The following is a 17,555-nucleotide window of genomic DNA, read 5'->3' as shown; positions in this document are numbered from 1 at the left end:
GTCACGTCCAGACGGTTCCCTTTCGCTGGCTACCCTTGAGACATGGGCACGTCCAAAGCAAAGACCCCGCAGACCATGAAGTCCGCGACGGCGGCCAAGAAGCTGGGGATCCTGCTGTCGGCAGCACCCGCCGAGTTCCAGGAAGGTCCTGTCTCCCGGGACGAACTGAACGCGCTCCAAGCCGACCCGCCCTCATGGCTGGCGAACCTGCGCCGTGAGGGGCCCCACCCCCGCCAGGTCGTGGCCGCCAGGCTCCGCGTCTCCATCTCAGGTCTGGCCCGCGGCGGCATCACGGGCCCGCTCACCACGGCCGAGATCGAGAACCTGAAGGCCGAAGGGCCCGACTGGCTGGAACGCGAGCAGGCCGTCCAAGCCGAGGTCCGCAAGGAGGAACTCCGCCTCAAGCAGCAGCGCACCAACGCCTGACCATCCGGGTTCCCGAGCCCGTCGCCGGGCCGCGCGAGACGTTGGCGACATGACACACCCGGCCCGACTTGCTTAACTATGGACGACCTTGTCGTTACTGTCGTACCCCCAGAGTCGGCGAAGCGGTCACCGGAGGTAGTGATGAGGTCCGGACGGTGGATGCTCGTCGCCTGGCTGATCATAGGAGCGCTCGCCGCGGGACAGCGCCACTACTACACCCAGTTCGACGGCAGCTGCGCCAGAATCGCCACGATCGGAATCACCCTGGCCTCCGGTCCGCTCAACTACATCGGTCTCAACCCCACCGCCGACTGCAAGGTCCCCCAGCCGAGCACATGACACGTCGGGCTCTGCGACCGCGTCATCGTGAAGTGGTGGCGCGGGTGTGAGGACGCCGCCTCAGTGGGAAGGGCCGGGTGCATGACACTGGAGGTCGAGCAAGGTGGGGGCCGATGGGGAGCCGGTGGAGGACGTACGGGGGAACCGCCGCGGGGGCCGCGCTGGTCCCGTACGCGGTGTGGTGCGCGTTCGCCACGGCGTTGAACGGCGACATCGCCTACCGCAACCGTCGCGATCGCCGGCGATGAGCACCTCGATCATGCTCTTCACCCGCGATCTGCGGGTGCGCGACAACCCGGCGCTGGCCGCCGCCTGCCAGGCCGGCCGCGTCGTTCCGGTATTCGTCTTCGACCGGGCGATCCTGGACGGTCCGTTCGCCGCGCCCAACCGCGTCCGGTTCCTCCTGGACTGCCTCGCGGACCTCCGCGGGTCGCTGCGCGAGCTGGGCGGCGACCTGGTGGTGGCGCGCGGCGACCCGGTCGCCGAGGTCGCCCGGCTGGCCGAGGACACGCGCGCCGGGTCACTGTTCCTGGCCGACGAGCGGTCGGCGTACGCGACCCGGCGCCTCGCCCAGCTGCGCCGACTCGCACTGGACATTTCGGTGCACCCCGGCATCACGGTCGTCCCGCCGGGCGAACTCACGCCCCTCAGCGGGGACCACTTCCGGGTGTTCACCCCGTACTGGCGGGCCTGGGAGGCGGCCCGGTGGCGTCCGCTCGCGGACGTGCCCGGGGCGGTCCGCCTGCCGTCCGGTGTCGAGGCGGGCCGGCTGCCGCCGCTCGCCGAGCTGACGCCGGGCCAGACCTCCCCCGACCTCGCGCCCGGCGGCGAGCGGAAGGGACGCCGGCGCGTGGCCGACTGGCTGCACCGGGACGCCGCCGCCTACGACAAGGTCCACGACGACCTCGCCGCCGACCGGACGTCCCGGCTCAGCCCGTACGTGAAATTCGGCTGCGTCTCACCTCGGGAACTGGCGGGCGCCGGGCCGGACGCGTTCCGCCGCCAGCTGGCATGGCGCGACTTCCACCACCAGGTCGCCTCGGCCTTCCCCGGACTGCGCAACCAGGACTACCGGCCGCGCGGACAGCACTGGAACGACGACCGGGACGCCCTGGCCGCATGGCGCGCCGGCAGAACCGGAATCCCGATCGTGGACGCTGGCATGCGCCAACTGCACCGCGAAGGCTTCATGCACAACCGTGCACGGCTCATCACCGCCTCCTTCCTGACCCGCAACCTCCAGATCGACTGGCGCGCCGGCCTGCGGCACTTCGAGGAATGGCTCGCCGACGGTGACATCGCCGACAACGCGGGGAACTGGCAGTGGGTCGCCGGCACCGGAAACAGCACCCGGCCGGAACGGGTCATGAACCCGCTCCGGCAGGCGTCCCGTTTCGACCCGCGCGGCGACTACGTCCGCAGGTACGTGCCCGAACTCGCCGGCGTCGAGGGTTCGCGCGTCCACCGCCCATGGGCCCTACCCGCGCCCGTGCGGCGCACGCTCGACTATCCGGAGCCCATCCTCCTCCCCGAGTGACCGGTCGACCTGTGACCAGCGCAGGGAGTGCGGACCTGTCCGCCCTCGACCGGGCGTCTGGGGGCACCGACGTGGTCTCGGACGCGTCGGCTTAGCACCTCGCGGCGACTCACGCCCGCTCCGCATCCCTCAACGATACGGCGGAGCCGGTACCTGGCGGGTGTAGTAGTCGGCGTTCACCCCGGCCAGGACGGCGACGTCCTCACGGCGCAACCCGGCGACAAGATCCTTCCCAAACACAGCTCCGGCTCGCTCGGCGGCTCGCCAAGGACCTACGACGGCCCTGGGAGAAACCCGCCGAGCCCGGCCGCCTCACCCCCGCCCGCGTCCGCCGCGGGTTTCGGAACATCCGCCCGGCCAGCGCACCAGCCACTCGGCCACCGTCAGCGGACTCCCGGCCGGACCACGCAACCGCACCAACGCCTCTGGGCTGCCGAGCACGACAGCGCAGCCTCGGGATAGGGCGACACGAGCTCCTCCTGGTTCGCCTCCCATCACAGAAGCCGGGGCACCTCGGTATTAACGGTCGTCTCAGGTTCGCTCGGTAGGAATCAGGCATCAGATCAGCGGAGTGACCCGTATGTAGGAGGCCAGTGATGGCAGTCAACGCAGCGCCGTCCGGGAAAGCGCCGGCCGGTCGGTTGGCCGGTCGGTGGGTGCCGTGGTTGGTGATCGGCCTGTGGATGGTGCTGGCGGCGTTCATGGTGCCGCTGAGCGGAAAGTTGAGCTCGGTCACCACCGACAGCGCCGCGGACACCCTGCCGGCCAGTGCAGAGTCCACCAAGGTGGCGGTGCTGGAGGACGGTCTCCCCGGGGGTGACGACAACACGTTCGTCTTCGTGTACCACCGCGCCGGCGGCATGACCGACGCCGACCGCACGACGGTCGAGCGCCACTACAACACCCTTGCCAAGCGGTACCCGCCGAAGGAGGCGGCCCCCGCCGGCGGCGAGGACGAGGGCCCACCGACGAGATCCTCCACCGACGGCGAGGCGATGATGTTCACCCTCCCGGTGAGCACGACCTACGGCGAACCGGAGGCCGTCGTCGGCCCGTTGCGTGACGCCGCGAAGGACCGCCCCGCCGGCCTGGAACTCGACGTGACCGGCCCGGCCGCAATCGACGGCGACATGGACGCCGTCTTCGACGGCATCGACCTGCAGGTCCTCCTCACCACCGTCGTCGTCGTCACGCTCCTGCTCATCCTCACCTACCGCAGCCCGGTGTTGTGGTTGATCCCGCTGGTGGCCGTGGGCGCGGCCGCACTGACCGCGATGGCGACCGTCTACCTGCTCGTCAAGGGCTTCGGCATCGTGGTCAACAGCCAGAACTCGGCGCTGCTGACGATCCTGGTATTCGGCGTCGGCACGGACTACGCACTGTTGCTCATCTCCCGGTACCGGGAGACACTGCACCACCACGAGAACGTCCGGGTCGCGATGGTCCACGCGCTACGCAGCGCGGCGCCGGCCATCGTCGCGTCCGCGGCCACCGTGGTCGCCGGCCTGCTCTGCCTGCTCGTCGCGGACCTGAACAGCACCAGCGGGTTGGGCCCGATCGGTGCGGCCGGCATCCTGTGCGCGCTGGTGGCCATGCTGACGCTGTTCCCGGCGGTGCTCGTGGTGCTCGGCAGGCGGATCTTCTGGCCGGCCATCCCGCGGTTCAGCACGGCCGTGGAGGAGAAGCCGGGGCTGTGGGGACGGCTTGGCACCGCCATCAACCGCCGCCGGTGGGTTGCGACGCTCGGCTCGTTCGGAATCCTCGGCATGCTCGCCATCGGGCTGGCGGGCGACACCGGCACCCTGCGGGAGCAGGACCAGTTCCTGTCCGCGCCGGAGTCGGTCACCGGGTTCACCGTTCTCAGCCAGCACTTCCCGGAGCTCGGCGGCCAGCCGATGACGATCTTGACGCGGCCGGCGCACCAGGAGCGGGTGCTCGACATCGTCAAGGACACTCGCGGTGTGGCCCTGGCCGTCCCGGAGGAGACCAGCGGTGGCTGGGCCAACATCTCCGCGTTCCCGGCGGACGCGCCGGAAACCGCCGCGGAGTACGACACGATCAAGCGGGTGCGCACCGCCGTGCACGCGGTGAGCGGGGCGGAGGCGATCGTCGGCGGGCCGAGCGCGGAGAACCTCGACACCGAGGTGACCACCAGCCGCGACGAGAGGCTGGTGATGCCGCTGGTGCTCGCCGTCGTCCTGATCGTCCTCGGGCTGCTGCTGCGCGCGATCGTGGCCCCGCTGGTCCTGATGGCCACCGTGATCGTCTCATTCGCCGCGGCCTTCGGCGGCAGCGTGTTCGTCTTCGACACGATCCTCGGGTTCAAGGGCATCGACTATTCGGTGCCGCTGCTGGCATTCCTGTTCCTGGTGGCGCTCGGCGTCGACTACAACATCTTCTTGACCAGCCGGGCCCGGGAGGAGACCGTGCGTCTCGGCACCAGGGAGGGCATGCTCAAAGCCCTCTCCGCCACCGGTGGCGTCATCACCTCGGCAGGCGTGGTCCTGGCGGCCACGTTCGCGGTCCTCACGACACTTCCGCTGGTGATGCTGATCGAGGTCGGGTTCCTGGTCGCCTTCGGCGTGCTGCTCGACGCCCTGCTGGTGCGGTCGGTCCTGGTGCCCGCCCTCACCCTGCTGATCGGCCGGCGGATCTGGTGGCCGAACCGGCTGTCCCGTCCAGCGGCGGAACTGCCGGACGGTCGACAGCCGCTCGCCGACGACCAGGAGCCCACGCTGCAACGGTGAGCGCGTCGGCACGGACGAGATCCGGGACGGGGACCCAGGCCCGTCCCGGATCTCGTCATGGGCCCGACGGCCGCCCTTCGGGCCTGCGCCACGCGCCGGGGCGGGTCAGCGCACCGCGGTGTCCTATCCGGCGGTGAGCCGCGCGGTCGGGGCGGGCGGGGCCGCGGCCGGAAGGTCGACCCGAAGCAGCGCGCCACCGCGTGCGGAGCGGGCGACGGTGGCCCGGCCGCCGTGGGCGTCGACGACCCGCTGCACGATCGACAGCCCCAGACCGGATCCCGGCAACGCCCGGGCGCTGTCGGCACGGTAGAACCGGTCGAACACCCGCGGTACGTCGGCGGCGTCGATGCCCGGCCCGGCGTCGTCGACCTCGAGCACCGCCGACGCGCCCTCGGCTCGGAGCCGGACCTGGACCGGCTGGTCCGCGGGGGACCACTTGCCGGCGTTGTCGATGAGGTTGAGCACCGCCCGCTGGAGCGCGGCGGGACGCCCGCTCACCCACACGGAGGTCTCGTCGAGCGCGACCTCGATGTCGGGCACGCGGGAACGCGCCCGGGTCGCGGCGGCCACCACCACGTCGGCGAGGTCGAGCAGCTCGGTGCTCTCGTCGCTGACGTCACCGCGCGCCAGGTCGGTCAGCTCGGCGGCAAGGGTGCTCAACTCGGCCACCTGGGCGCCGAGATCGTCGAGCAGCCGGGTCCGGCTCTCCGCCGGCAGTGCGCTGTCCAGGGTGCCGCGCCGATCGAGCCGGATCAGCAGCTCGACGTTGAGGCGCAGGCTGGTGAGCGGGGTCTTGAGCTCGTGGGCGGCGTCCTCGGCGAGCAGCCGCTGAGCCCGCCGGGAGTCCCGGAGCGCGGCGAGCATGTCGTTGATCGACTGAATCAGCCGCCGGATCTCCCCACCGCCCTCATCCGGGATGTCGGCGTCGAGATCCCGGGTGTGCGCGACACGTACCGCGGCGGCGGTCAGCCGGTCGATCGGTGCCAGCCCGGTCCGCGCCACGGCCCGCCCGACAAGGGCGCCGCCGACCACGCAGAGCAGCCCGATCAGCAGCATGCCCAACCCGAACCGGGTGATCGGGCTGTCGTCGTCGGCGACGCGGGCCACCTGGACCGCGCCGTCGCCCGCCCGCAACGTGTAGATGAAGTAGCCGTCGCTGTCGTTCGACTCCATCAGGCCGGCCGACGCGCCCTGCGCCACGCGCCCGGCGTGCTCGCTGACCGGGGGCAGCGCGGGTTGGCCGGCCGGCGTCCGGGTCGAGCCGTCGGGCAGGATGACCCGCACCAGCTGACCGGATCCGGGATACGGCGGTAGCTGGACCTGCGCCAGACCGGCGCGCTCCGCGTCCGTCGCCAGGACGCGGGAGTCGGCGCGTAGCCGATTCTCGGCGGTGTCCTGCAGCTCCCAGTTCAGGAGCTCGATGCCCACCTGGAAGGCCACGAACACGCTGACCGCGATGGCCGTCGCCGCGATCATCGTCAGCCTGGTCCGCAGGGACCGCCGGCGCCACCATCGGGTCAGCCGGCGCGGTTCCCGGCCGGCGGGCCTGCTCACGGAGGAGTCTCCCGCAACGTGTATCCCAGGCCGCGCAGCGTGTAGATCAATCGCGGCTCACCCTCGGCCTCCATCTTGCGGCGCAGGTAGCTCACGTATACCTGGAGGTTGTTGGCGCTGGCGCACATGTCGAAGCCCCAGATCGCCTCGAACAGCGCGTCGTGGGTCAAGACCCGGGTCGCGTTGCGCAGGAGGACCTCCAGGAGGGAGAACTCGGTCCGGGTCAGGCGCAGCGGCCGCTCGCCCCGCCACGCCTCGAACCTGTCGGGATCGAGCCGGACGTCGGCGAACGACAGGACCTGCGACTCCCCGTCGGGCGGCGTGCGCCGGCGCAGCAGGGCCCGCACCCGGGCCAGCAACTCCTCGGTGGCGAACGGCTTGGGCAGGTAGTCGTCGGCGCCCGCGTCCAGTCCCGCGACCCGGTCGGAGACCTGGTCACGGGCGGTCAGCATCAGCACCGGCAGATCCCGGCCCGCGGCCCGCAACCGCCGGCAGGTCTCCAACCCGCCGAGGCGGGGCATCATCACGTCGAGGATCAGCAGATCCAGCGTGCCGCCGCCGGCCCCCCCGACCCCGTCGAGCACGGCGAGACCGTTGGCGACGGTGCTGGTGTCGTAACCCTCGACCTGGAGCACCCGCTCCAGCGACTCACGGATGGCCCTCTCATCATCCGCGATCATGATCCGCACGCCGGCCCGCCCCCTCCAGTCGATGCTTTTGCCGCTCATTGTCCCCGATCAACCTGAGAGCAGGATTAGCGCGTCGCCGGGGAGACCCCACCGCAACTGCAAGGTTCCCCAGCCGAGCAAGTGACCTGTCAGTCAGCCGGCTTCCCGCGAGTCGCCACGAGCGTGAGGATGTCGCTCACGTCCTCGACGGCCATCTCGATGCGGCCGTAGACGCGCGGGGTGAGGAGCGTGGTGCCGTCGAAGTCGCCGGAGGATGCGAAGACGGCGACCGGGAGGGTCATCGACTGGAAGAACCCGAACAACGGGCGAAGGGCGTGCTCCAGGACCAGCGCGTGGTGATCCCCGCCGCCGGTGGCGGCGAGGAAGACCGGCTTGTTCGCGAGTGCGTACTGGTCGACCAGGTCGAAGAAGTGCTTGAACAGGCCGGTGTACGAGCCGCGGAACACCGGGGTGGCGGCTATGAGCAGGTCGGCGTCCTCGGCGCGGCGGAGCGCGTCCTCGATCTCGGGGGCGATGCCCTCCCTCTCGAAGGCTCCGGTGAAGGCGGGGCCGAGCCGGTAGACGTCGATCCGGGTGTGCTCGACCGCGACGTCGTGGACGGCGAGCACGCTGGTGAGCGTCTGCAGCACGACGCCGGCCAGTCCGGCGGTCTTGGACTTCTCGCTCGGGCTGCCGTTGACGACCACCACCCGCAGTGTCCGAGCCTCCTCCTGGGAGGGGGCACGGCCGGTGCGGCCGCCGGTGAGAGCCCGCTGGTCGCTCGCGGTGGTGGTCATGCCGCCTGCTCCTTCCGGGCGCCGACCTCGCGGCGTACGACGGGGGCGACCTCGGTGCCGAGCAGTTCGATCGCATCGAGGACGTCCTTCTGCGGCATCCCGCCGAAGCCGATCTGGATCAGGGCGCGGTCCAGGCCGTAGAGCTCGTGGTAGGCCAGCAGCTTCTCGATGACCTCCTGCGGGCTGCCGACGACGAGACCGGCGCTGGGGGAGGTCTGGGCTTCGAAGGCGGCCCGCGGCATCGCGAACCCGCGGCCGCGCTGGTGGTTGTTGGCCATCATGCCCTTCGCGAAGTAGGGGTACATCGTGTCGCGGGCGCCCTGGCTGGTACGCCCGACGTGGCCGTGAAGGTTGATGCTGGTGCGCAGCGCGGCGGGGTCGTGCCCGGCCTGCTTTGCGGCTTCTCGGTACAGGTCGACGGTCTGCCGGTGGTGGGTGATCGGCCCGAGCAGCAGCGCCATGGCCATGGGGAGGCCGAGCCGGCCGGTGCTGATGGCGGAGGCGGGGGTTCCTCCGACGCCGACCCAGATCGGCAGTTCCTCCTGCAGCGCGCGGGGACCGACGTCGGCGGCGTCCAGTGCGGGGCGGAACCGTCCTTTCCAGGTGATGGGGTTCTGTGCGCGGATCCGCAGCAGCAGGTCGAGCTTCTCGCGGTACAGGTCGGCGTAGTCGGCCAGGTCGTAGCCGAAGAGGGGGAAGGACTCGGTGTAGGAGCCGCGGCCGGCGATGATCTCGGCCCGGCCCCCGGAGATCTGGTCGAGCGTGGCGAACTGCTCCCAGACCCGCACCGGATCGTCGGAGCCGAGGACGGTGACCGCGCTGGTCAGCCTGATGTTCGTGGTGGCCTGGGCGGCCGCGGCCAGGACGACGGAGGGGGCCGAGCCGACGAAGTCGGTGCGGTGGTGCTCGCCGACGGCGAACAGGTCGAGCCCGGCCTCGTCGGCGAGCCGCGCCTGCTCGATGGTCTCCCGGGCGCGCTGGTGTGCGGAGGGAAGCGTGCCGGTATGTGGGTCGGCGGTGATCTCGGCGAACGTCATGAAGCCGATCTCGAAGGGGGATCGCCCGCCGGTGACGGTGGTAGGCAACGTGCTCTCCTTACGGTCTCTTGTGCGGACGCCGTTCGGCGTCCCGACCCATAACAAGATGTCTGCGCAGGCAGATATTCCACCCCGGCGTGCTGCCTGCGCAGACATGTATGCCCGGCGATGAGGACGGCGGTCGCGCGCGGTACGCTCCGGACGTGGCGACTCCACGTCTGAGCGACCTTGAGAACGAGGCCTGGCAGGGCTTCCTGTATGCCCACGACCGCATCTGGCGTGAGATCGAGGCGGGGATCGCGCCGCTGGGCGTGAGCATGGCCGAGTACAGCGTCCTGTCCCTGCTCGGCCGAGCCGGCCGCTCCGGCATGCGGATGTCCGAGCTGGCCAGGGATCGGCTGATGTCGACCGGCGGTTTCACCCGGCTCGCCGACCGGCTGGAGCGCCGCGGGCTCATCGAGCGCCGGCGTGCGGCCGAGGACGGGCGCGGCTACGTCGCCGTCCTGACACCCGATGGGCGCAACCTCCTGCGCAGGGCATGGAAGCAGCAGCATGCCGACGTGCGCCGATTCTTCCTCGACCGTCTCGACGACGACGACCTGCGCGACCTCACGCGGATCTGGTCACGCCTCGGGCCGGAGAGCGACTAGGGGCGAGCCCGCGGTAGAAGGTGTCGAGCATGACGCTGCGCGCCGTCGAGGTCGTCGACGCGTGCGGGGCGGATCTCGTAGGTCACGTGGTCACTCCGGTTCCGGTCGGGTCGCCCAGCAGTGCCATGGTGAGGCGGCGAGCAGGTCGAGGATGGTGGCCTGGGTGAGCGTGTCCAGCCCGGAGGTGATCTCGTCACAGATGAGGATCCGGGGCCGGGCGAGGAGGGCGCGGGCGAGGGCGGCGCGCTGGATTTCGCCGCCGGCCGTCGCGGTTGCTGGTCATGACCCAGAGCACGCCGCGACGCTGATGCTCGCCCCGGCGTCAGCCGTCGGCCAGGTCGAGTCCGGCGCGGACGATGGCGTCGGCGTCGAGGCCGTGATGGCGGTACACGTCCTCGATGGACCCCGACTGGCCGAACCGCGTGACGCCCAGCGAGGTGGTCGGCACCCGGTTGATCGTCGCCAGGAACGCCAGCGTGTGCGGATGGCCGTCCAGCACGGTGACCAGCGGGGCGGCCCGGTGGGCGGGGAAGAGGCGGTCGAGGATCCAGCTCGACGCCTCCTCGTGGCCCTGGCGGGCGCGCACCGCGCTCATGAGCAGGCCGGGGCTGGTCACGCACACCACGTCGGCGTCGACGCCGTGGCCGGCCAGCCGGTCCGCCGCGATCAGGGCCTCGGGCACCACCGCGCCCATCGCCGCGATGGTGACCGCGGGGGACTCGGTGCGCCTCAGGAGGTAGCCTCCCGCGACCGCCTGCGCCCGGCGCCGTTCGCGGGCCGCCGGATCCCGTGGAACGCCAGCGAGCGACTGGTCCACCGGCCGGGTGGAGAGGCGCAGGTACGCCGAGCCGCCGTCCGGCCGCCCCAGCCGGGCCATGGACGCGAGCAGCGTCCATTCGACGTCGATGGCGAACGCCGGCTCGTACGAGACGCAGCCCGGCTGCTCGATGCCCAGCGACGGGGTGGTGATCGACTGGTGCGCGCCGCCCTCCGGTGCCAGGCTCACGCCGGACGGCGTCCCCACGAGGATCGACTGGCCGCCCGCGTAGATGCCGAACGACCACGGCTCCGCCGCCCGCTGCACGAAAGGGTCGTACAGCACGCCGATCGGCAGCAGTGGCTCGCCCCACCGGCTCCAGGTGGTGCCGAGCTCACCGATCAACCCGACCAGGTTGGTCTCCGCGATGCCCAGCTCGATGTGCTGTCCGGTGGGTCGCTCACGCCAGTGCAGGATCGTCTCGGAGTCGTCGGCGAACCAGTTGGGACGTTCCCGAGCCGACCAGACGCCCACCTTGTTGACCCAGCCGCCCAGGTTGGTGCTGGAACTGACGTCCGGGCTCACCGTCACCACCCTGCGGGCGATCTCGGGCGCCGAACGGGTGAGGTCCATCAGCACGCGGCCCAGTGCCGCCTGGGTCGTCGCCGTTCCGGTCGGGGTGCGGCCGAAGTCGTGGGGAGGGTCCGGCACCTTGGGCGCCCGGACGCCGGGGCGGCGCAGCCGACGCGCCGTCTCGGCGCACAGCAGCCCCGCGGCGCTGTCCGGGTCGAACCGCGTCCAGGGATGGGCCGGGTCGGCGCCGACCTCGGCCGCCAGCTCCTCCATCTGGGCGGTGGTCAGCAGCGAGGAATGGTTCTGCGGGTGGCCGTGGGTGGGCAGCCCGTACCCCTTCACGGTGTACGCGAAGACGACCGTGGGCCGATCGTCATCGATGGCGGAGTAGGCGCGGTCCAGTGCCGTCAGGTCATGCCCGCCCAGGTCGGCGATGACGGCCGCCAAGGTGGCGTCGTCCAGCCCGGTGATCAGTGAGGCGAGCCGCTCGCGCCCCGGACCGGTTCCCGGGAGGCGCTCGCGCAGCTCGCCGGGCCCGCAGCGCAGCAGCCGCTGGTACTCCGGGTTGGACATCCGGTCGATGCGCTCGCGCAGCGCGTCCCCGCCGGGCCGGCCGAACAGATCCTCCAGCAGGTCCCCGTACTTCACGGTCAGCACCTGCCACCCGGCGGCGGCGAACATCCCGCGCAACCGTTCGGCGGCGATGTCGGGGATCACCCGGTCCAGCGACTGGCGGTTCAGGTCGACGATCCAGACGATCTCCCCGAGCTCGCGCACGCCGGGTTCCAGGATCGCCTCCCACACCGCGCCCTCGTCCAGCTCCGCGTCGCCCACCAGCGAGTACTGCCGGCCGGTCCCGGCGCCGCCGAACGCATGGTCGACGTAGCGGCGGGCCAGCGCACCCCAGATCGGGGCGGTGGCGCCGATCCCGACCGAGCCGGTCGAGTAGTCCACCGGATCGGGGTCCTTGGTGCGGCTCGGGTAGCTTTGCAGCCCGCCGAACGCGCGCAGCGTCGGCAGGTGGGACTCCTCCAGCTCGCCGAGCAGGTAGTTGATCGCGTGCAGCACCGGGGAGGCGTGCGGTTTCACCGACACCCGGTCCTGCGGCCTCAGGTGGCCGAACCACAGCGCGGTCATGATCGACACGATGGACGCCGACGAGGCCTGGTGGCCGCCGACCTTGAGACCGGACGGGTTCGGGCGCACCCGATTGGCCTCGTGGATCATCGAACTCGCCAGCCACAGCACCCGGCGCTCGATCTCCCGCAACGTGTCCCCGGCGGGCTGCCGCGCGGCGACCGGCACGCTTGCCATTTGTTTCATCAGCGTTCTCCTGACCGTGCATACGACTGCTAGAAGAAGAACATGAAGGTCAGTGGTGCACAACATGTGCGATAGGCATTGGGCAGAATGCACGCTCGTGTGGCATCTCCTGCGTAGAAAGTGAGCATCATGCGAAGTGAGGACCGCATCGACCAGACCGATGCGCGGCTGCTCATGGCCCTGAACGACACGCCGCGGGCCACCATGATCGCGCTGGCCCAGCGGGCGGGATCGACGCAGACGACCTCTACCGGATCGCCGGGGAGATCCTCGCGGTCCCGGGCGTCGAGCGGACCAACACCTCTCTGGTCATGCGCGAACTGGTGGAGTGACCGGCCGCGGCGCAGGAGGGCGCCCTAGTCCGGTACCGGCGCCGGCGGTGAGGCGGGGGAGGTCACCGCCCCTGCCGTCGGAGACAGCAGTTCGATGGCGTTCCCACCGAGGACGCCCGCGACCTGGTCGTCCGGTATGACCTTCCGCACCAGATCGATTCCGTGCCGGGTCGACCAGTACGGGTAGTCGCTGGAGAACAGCAGCCGCGAAGGCCCGACCAGTTCCGCCAGCAGGCTCAGGGACTCGGGTTGGTTGCAGACCGTGTCGAACCACATCCGGCGCAGGTAGTCCGCGAACGGCCGGTCCAGGTCGGGCCACCATCCCTTACCCCGGTAAACGTCGATCCGGCCGTGCAGATACGGCAGCGTCCCCCCGACGTGCGGATGGACGATCTTGAGCCGTGGATAGCGATCGAGGACGCCTCCGACGATGAGGGACATCGACGCGAAGCTCGTGTCGAACATGTATCCGATCGTCACTTCCATCTTGTAAGGCGTGACCCTCGGTTCCCGGAAGGAGCGGGTCGGATGCAGGAACAGGGGGAGCCCGAGTTCCTCCGCCCGCTCGTAGACCGGCCACACCCGCTCGTCCGCGACCGACATCCCGTCGATGCTGCCCGGCAGGTAGATCCCGCGCAGGCCGAGCCGGCCGACGGCGTCCTCCAGCATGTCGAGCGCCAGGTCGGGATGCTTGAGCGGGAGGTGCGCCAGCCCTGCGAAGCGCCCGGGATGAGTCGCCTGGGCCCGGGACAGTTCCTCATTGAGGAGCAGGCACAGGTCGTGCGCCTCCTCGCGCTCCCGGTCGTTGACGTCGCCCGCTGCCGCCACGCTGACGACGGCCATGTCGATCCCGGCCTCGTCCAGCACCTTGACCTGATGGTCGAGGTCGGTGAACCGCCGGTCGTACTTCCAGACCTCGTCGGGCGAGACTTCATAGACGTACCCCTCCGCGGTCCGTACCGCTCGGGGGCCGTGTGCCCTTCCGATGTGCGCGTCGAGGAACGCGGTGGGGTACCAGTGCCATTGGCTGTCGACCACGGTCATGTCTTACCTCCGTTGGTGTCGGTGAGAGTCCCGGGGGGAGGGGGACGAGGAGCGAGAAGACGTCCGGATCACCGGCGGGACGGCGCCCGCAGATCCGGGTCCGCGATGTCGCCGTCGATGACGACCGGCTCGTCGTCGAGGAACAGGCTGCACCCGCGCATCGGAATGTCGAGGTGGCAGGCGGTGTCGTTGGGACCGCCCAGTTCGTTGTTCGGGCCGATCGAGAACATGACGTTGCCGTAAATGGAGCGCAGCTCCATCCCCATTCCGCCTGGGAACGACGGCTGTGCGAGCCCGTGCCAGTGCGCGCGTTCGTCGAGACCCCACCCGATGTGGGACATCCCGTAGCCGCGCGGGTCGTTGAACGACGTGATGTAGGAGCGGATCAGGTCCGCGTCGAACCCTCCGCGTATGTCGGTGATGAATCCCTTCTCGATCGTGAACTCGACGCGGCCGGTCACGTACAGGTTCTGTGGCAGGAGCACGTCACCGGGGCCGAGGACGATCCGGCCGTCGACGCCGTCGTCCGCGGCCCCGGTGAACACGAATCCCGCCGGCCAGTGGTCCCACCGTCCCGGTGTGTCGGTGTACCCGTATTCGGGAACGGTCGGGTACGCGCCGAGCCGGTAGGTCACGTCGGTGCCGTGCTCGTTGGTGAAGCGCAGCGTCGATGCCTTCTCCAGCAGTCCGGCGGCGGCCTCGACCCGCTCGCGCAGTGCCGGGCTGGGGGCGAGGCGCGCGAGCAGTTCGACCGGCTCGACGACCGTGAGGATCCTGGTGCCCGCCGCCTGGACGGCGAACTGCTCGGGTGAGAAGAGCAGGAACGCCAGGTCGACGAGCATGTCCGACTGCTTCAGCGCCTCGACCGCCTGGGGGCTCGCGGCGAGCTCGGTCGATCCCACCGACCAGGTTCCCGTGTCCGGGAGCGGGTGCGGCAGGCGCAGGTGAAAGGTGGTGGCGCCGAGGCTTCTGGCCGCATACATGAAGGCGTCGGCGTAGTCGAGCCGTTCGCGCCCCCGCGACAGCACGGTCACCCGCTCGCCTTCGTGGACGCCGCACAGTGTCAGCTGGCCGCGGAACAGTCCCTGGATCAGGCTCTGGTCGTACATCGTCATTCCTCTCAGAGGTGGTTCCGCAGGGCGGCCCAGAACCCGTCCGGGTTGTCCCACGGCACCATGTGACCGGCGTCCGGAACGGAGATCACCGGGAGTGCGGGGTTGGCGCGCGCGAGCTCGGCGGAGTCGGCGGCGGTGACGACCGGGCTCGCCTCGCCGCGCACCAGGGCGACCGGTGGGAGCAGCCGGCGCCAGAGGTCGTGGAAGTCGTCGCGGTGAAAGCCGTCGAGAGTCTCCAGGACGGCAACGGGGTCGCAGGTCGGCAGTTCCCGTGCCCTGATGGCGATCTCACGCCGCGGCCAGCGCGGGTAGCGCGCTCGGATCAGTTCGGTAAGGCCCGCCGCCCGGCGGGCCTCACCGAGTTGCGCGAGGAAGTCCTCCCGGGTGGTCGGGTAGGGCCGCCGGCCCGGACCCGACAGCGGCGGGTCGACCAGAACGACACGGCCGTGCCGTCCGGGGTGCCGCACCGCATACGCCGCCGCGATGCGCGCGCCGAACGAGTGGCCGAGCAGCGCCGGCGCGTCCAGCTGCAGGGACGCGACGATGGCGGCGACGTCGTCCACATGGTGGCCGAGCGTGTAGTGGCCCGCGGGGGCCCGCCCGGATCTGCCGCGGCCGCGCAGGTCCGGCACGTAAACCGTGTACCGGTCGGCGAGGGCGAGGGCGATGAACTCCGCCGCGTGCGCCGTGGTGGTGATCCCCGGCAGCACCAGCAGCGGCGGGGCGCCTCCGCCGCCGCCGTAGCGAAGCACCCGCAGCCGGAGGCCGCCGGCGTCCACCGGCAGGCTGTCCCCGCGCGGCTCCGGCGCGGGACCTCCCTCCCCCGTCACTGCGGGGCCCGGCGATCGGAGCCGACCGGCGCCTTCAACTGATGTTTCATGGGAGAAGTGGATCCACTTTGCGTAGGGAAAGTCAAGTATTCCTCCGGAACGGTGGAGAGTTGAGTACAGTTGGGGGCGCGAAACGACGCGGCCGTGACTCGCCGTGCTCGGGTGTGCCGTCCACGTACCGGGAGACATGGTGATGAGCGTTGAAATCGGGTCGCCCCAGCGAGCCGACGGCCGACGGCTGGTCGTCGACATCCACGCCCACGTCCGCCGGCTGATCCTCGACGGGACGCTGCCGCCGGGGTCGACCGTGGCCCAGGCCGAGCTGGCGAGGACGCTCGGAGTCAGCCGCACGCCGTTGCGCGAGGCCTTCCGGATGCTGCAGGAGGAGGGGCTGCTCGAGATCGCGCCCAACCAGCGCGCACGCGTCAGCGACATCGACATCGCCTACGTCGACCAGGTCTACGGCGCGAGGATCCTCCTGGAGTCCCTGGGCGTCGCGCTCACCCTTCCCGAGTTGAACGCGGAGCGCTTTGCGCAGATGAGGGCGCTCCTAGAGCGGATGGAGACGCTGGCCGAGGCCGGCGACTGGAAGTCGTGGCAGCAGGCGCACCACGACTTCCATGCGGTACACAGCGCGCGCGTCGGCGGTCAGGTGCGGCAGATCATGTCGAGCCTGGCGGAGCACTGCCAGCGGTACATCACGCAGAACCGGGTTCATGAGGTGCAGACACTGGACGTCGCGCACCGGGAGCACACGAAGCTGCTCGAGGCGCTGGAGAGCGGCGACCAGTCCACGGCGGTCGAGTCGATCGTCAGGCATCTCGCGAGGACCGTCCTGACGACCATGGCGCACACCGCGCCCGAGTACGAGCCGGTCGGCGTCCGGACGGCGCTGCGCATGGTGCTGGGCACCGCGCAGGACTGACAGCCCGCTCCGTCACCGTCCATGGGCGGTTACGGAGCGGGCTCTCACCTTTACTCCCTGGCGCCCTACCCGCCTCCCGCACTCCCTTGACCTGTACCTTCGCGACTCGGCTCCGGCGTGGCGGCCGAGTCTTCGGCGATGCGCCCGCGGCGACCGCGACCTCCGAGCCAGTAGATTAAGTGGATCCACTTTGTTGGCCAAAGGGTTGACTTCGCTGGATGAAGTGTGTTCACTTTGGCCCTACGTTCCGTCGGAGTGAGGAGAGCGGGACATGCTGGAAGCCACCTACACCGAGGCCGGGTTCGGACGGCCCGTACGTCGCGGCCACCGCCCGGCCGTGGTCGTCGTCGACTTCAGCGAGGGATTCACCGATCCGTCGTTCCCCACCGGGGCCGACATGTCGGCCGAGGTCGAGGCGTGCGCCGTGCTGCTGGCCTCGGCGCGGGAACGGGGCTTCCCCCGCGTCTTCACAACGATCGCCCACGAGGGCCCGCACGACGCCACCGCATGGTGGGACAAGGCGCCCGGTCTGCGCACGTTCATGGCGGGGTCGCGGGCCGTCCGGCTGGACGAACGCCTCGGTCGGCGGGCCGACGAGGCACTCGTGGTCAAGAGGGGGCCGTCGGCGTTCCACGGCACCGACCTGGCCGGACGGCTCACCCGCGATCGCGTCGACACGGTGATCGTGTGCGGGGCGACCACGAGCGGGTGCGTGCGCGCGACCGTCGTCGACGCCGTGCAGCTGGGATACCCGGTTCTGGTGCCGCGGGAGTGCGTGGCGGACCGGGCCCGGGGGCCGCACGAGGCGAGCCTGTTCGACATGAACCAGAAGTACGCCGACGTCCTCAGCCTCGCCGAAACGCTCGCCCACCTCGCGGGCATCCCGGCCGCCGATTGATCC

At 70.8% G+C, this 17,555-nt stretch carries 17 protein-coding genes; 8 read left to right on the top strand and 9 right to left on the bottom strand.

Going from position 1 to position 17,555, the window contains the following annotated elements; genetic code table 11:
* The first annotated feature begins 42 nt into the window (after positions 1–42).
* From ACGFK0_RS22000 to ACGFK0_RS21980, 5 genes are all read left to right on the top strand, one after another.
* Positions 43–426 carry a DUF5997 family protein gene (locus ACGFK0_RS22000; protein WP_392907318.1) on the top strand — a complete coding sequence of 128 codons (384 nt, stop codon included), beginning with the start codon at positions 43–45 and terminating at the stop codon, positions 424–426.
* A 141-nt stretch (positions 427–567) separates the two neighbouring features.
* The gene (locus ACGFK0_RS21995; protein WP_392907315.1) at positions 568–765 is read left to right on the top strand and encodes a hypothetical protein; all 198 of its coding nucleotides are present in this window, start codon (positions 568–570) and stop codon (positions 763–765) included.
* Positions 766–878: 113 nt separating this feature from the next.
* Positions 879–1,013: a tryptophan-rich sensory protein gene (locus ACGFK0_RS21990; protein ID WP_392907312.1), complete on the top strand. Its 135-nt coding sequence runs from the start codon at positions 879–881 to the stop codon at positions 1,011–1,013.
* Entirely contained in the window at positions 1,010–2,302 is a 1,293-nt protein-coding gene (locus ACGFK0_RS21985) for a cryptochrome/photolyase family protein (protein WP_392907308.1), read from the top strand. Before ACGFK0_RS21990 ends, ACGFK0_RS21985 begins: the two co-directional genes overlap by 4 nt.
* Positions 2,303–2,958: 656 nt before the next feature.
* Positions 2,959–5,049 (top strand): MMPL family transporter, encoded by a 2,091-nt coding sequence (locus tag ACGFK0_RS21980; protein WP_392907305.1) that lies wholly within the window; start codon positions 2,959–2,961, stop codon positions 5,047–5,049.
* 123 nt (positions 5,050–5,172) lie between these two features.
* Here the strand turns inward: ACGFK0_RS21980 and ACGFK0_RS21975 are convergent, their stop codons facing one another.
* The 4 genes from ACGFK0_RS21975 to ACGFK0_RS21960 all read right to left on the bottom strand — a co-directional run bounded on the left by ACGFK0_RS21975 (position 5,173) and on the right by ACGFK0_RS21960 (position 9,153).
* Positions 5,173–6,603 carry an ATP-binding protein gene (locus ACGFK0_RS21975; protein WP_392907302.1) on the bottom strand — a complete coding sequence of 477 codons (1,431 nt, stop codon included), beginning with the start codon at positions 6,601–6,603 and terminating at the stop codon, positions 5,173–5,175.
* Positions 6,600–7,292: a response regulator transcription factor gene (locus tag ACGFK0_RS21970; protein ID WP_392907614.1), complete on the bottom strand. Its 693-nt coding sequence runs from the start codon at positions 7,290–7,292 to the stop codon at positions 6,600–6,602. Before ACGFK0_RS21970 ends, ACGFK0_RS21975 begins: the two co-directional genes overlap by 4 nt.
* Before the next feature lie 128 nt (positions 7,293–7,420).
* A complete protein-coding gene (locus tag ACGFK0_RS21965) occupies positions 7,421–8,068 on the bottom strand; it encodes an NAD(P)H-dependent oxidoreductase (RefSeq protein WP_392907299.1) in 648 nt (215 codons plus the stop codon).
* A complete protein-coding gene (locus tag ACGFK0_RS21960) occupies positions 8,065–9,153 on the bottom strand; it encodes an LLM class flavin-dependent oxidoreductase (protein ID WP_392907296.1) in 1,089 nt (362 codons plus the stop codon). The genes ACGFK0_RS21965 and ACGFK0_RS21960 overlap by 4 nt, the downstream gene beginning before the upstream one ends.
* Before the next feature lie 155 nt (positions 9,154–9,308).
* Here ACGFK0_RS21960 and ACGFK0_RS21955 point away from each other — a divergent pair, with 155 nt between their 5' ends.
* Positions 9,309–9,755, top strand: coding sequence for a MarR family winged helix-turn-helix transcriptional regulator (locus ACGFK0_RS21955; RefSeq protein WP_392907293.1), 447 nt, complete (start codon positions 9,309–9,311; stop codon positions 9,753–9,755).
* A gap of 90 nt (positions 9,756–9,845) precedes the next feature.
* Here the strand turns inward: ACGFK0_RS21955 and ACGFK0_RS21950 are convergent, their stop codons facing one another.
* The 5 genes from ACGFK0_RS21950 to ACGFK0_RS21930 form a co-directional block, all read right to left on the bottom strand.
* The gene (locus tag ACGFK0_RS21950) at positions 9,846–10,007 is read right to left on the bottom strand and encodes a hypothetical protein (RefSeq protein WP_392907612.1); all 162 of its coding nucleotides are present in this window, start codon (positions 10,005–10,007) and stop codon (positions 9,846–9,848) included.
* A gap of 70 nt (positions 10,008–10,077) precedes the next feature.
* Positions 10,078–12,408, bottom strand: a complete 2,331-nt coding sequence (locus ACGFK0_RS21945) for a pyruvate dehydrogenase (RefSeq protein WP_392907290.1) — start codon at positions 12,406–12,408, stop codon at positions 10,078–10,080.
* A gap of 356 nt (positions 12,409–12,764) precedes the next feature.
* A complete protein-coding gene (locus ACGFK0_RS21940; protein WP_392907287.1) occupies positions 12,765–13,784 on the bottom strand; it encodes an amidohydrolase family protein in 1,020 nt (339 codons plus the stop codon).
* 68 nt (positions 13,785–13,852) lie between these two features.
* Entirely contained in the window at positions 13,853–14,893 is a 1,041-nt protein-coding gene (locus tag ACGFK0_RS21935) for a leucyl aminopeptidase (protein WP_392907284.1), read from the bottom strand.
* An 11-nt stretch (positions 14,894–14,904) separates the two neighbouring features.
* Positions 14,905–15,678 (bottom strand): alpha/beta fold hydrolase, encoded by a 774-nt coding sequence (locus tag ACGFK0_RS21930; RefSeq protein ID WP_392907281.1) that lies wholly within the window; start codon positions 15,676–15,678, stop codon positions 14,905–14,907.
* Between the two features lie 244 nt (positions 15,679–15,922).
* Between ACGFK0_RS21930 and ACGFK0_RS21925 the strand changes: the two genes are divergently transcribed.
* Positions 15,923–16,654, top strand: a complete 732-nt coding sequence (locus tag ACGFK0_RS21925) for a GntR family transcriptional regulator (protein ID WP_392907278.1) — start codon at positions 15,923–15,925, stop codon at positions 16,652–16,654.
* A 271-nt stretch (positions 16,655–16,925) separates the two neighbouring features.
* Complete coding sequence (locus tag ACGFK0_RS21920) at positions 16,926–17,552, top strand: isochorismatase family protein (RefSeq protein WP_392907275.1); 627 nt, start codon at positions 16,926–16,928, stop codon at positions 17,550–17,552.
* Positions 17,553–17,555: the final 3 nt, after the last annotated feature.

It is taken from the genome of Spirillospora sp. NPDC048823 (assembly GCF_043198445.1).
Classification (GTDB): domain Bacteria; phylum Actinomycetota; class Actinomycetes; order Streptosporangiales; family Streptosporangiaceae; genus Spirillospora.
Note: the sequence above shows the minus strand (reverse complement) of the source record. Positions and strands in the feature narration are given on the sequence as shown.